The following is a 221-nucleotide window of genomic DNA, read 5'->3' on the forward strand; positions in this document are numbered from 1 at the left end:
TACCCAGTAGGTAAAGTTGACGAAGATGGACACTTGGAATCATCTGATCCAGTTAAAGGTAAAGTTGACAAACCAAAATCAACTATCACTTACGTCTATAAAGAAGTGAATGGTAATGTCTATGTACATTATCAAGATACTGAAGGTAATGTAATCAAACCTAAAGTAACAGATGAAAAAGCTCAACCAGTAGACAAAGACTACGACACAGTTGTAGACAA

Annotated in this window: 1 pseudogene; it reads left to right on the top strand. The window is 35.3% G+C overall.

What is annotated here, in order from left to right:
• A pseudogene (locus tag DW930_RS10630) lies at nucleotides 1–221 on the top strand (muramidase); the annotation flags it as partial.

Source organism: Streptococcus sp. AM43-2AT (assembly GCF_003603405.1).
Taxonomy (GTDB): Bacteria; Bacillota; Bacilli; order Lactobacillales; family Streptococcaceae; genus Streptococcus; species Streptococcus ilei.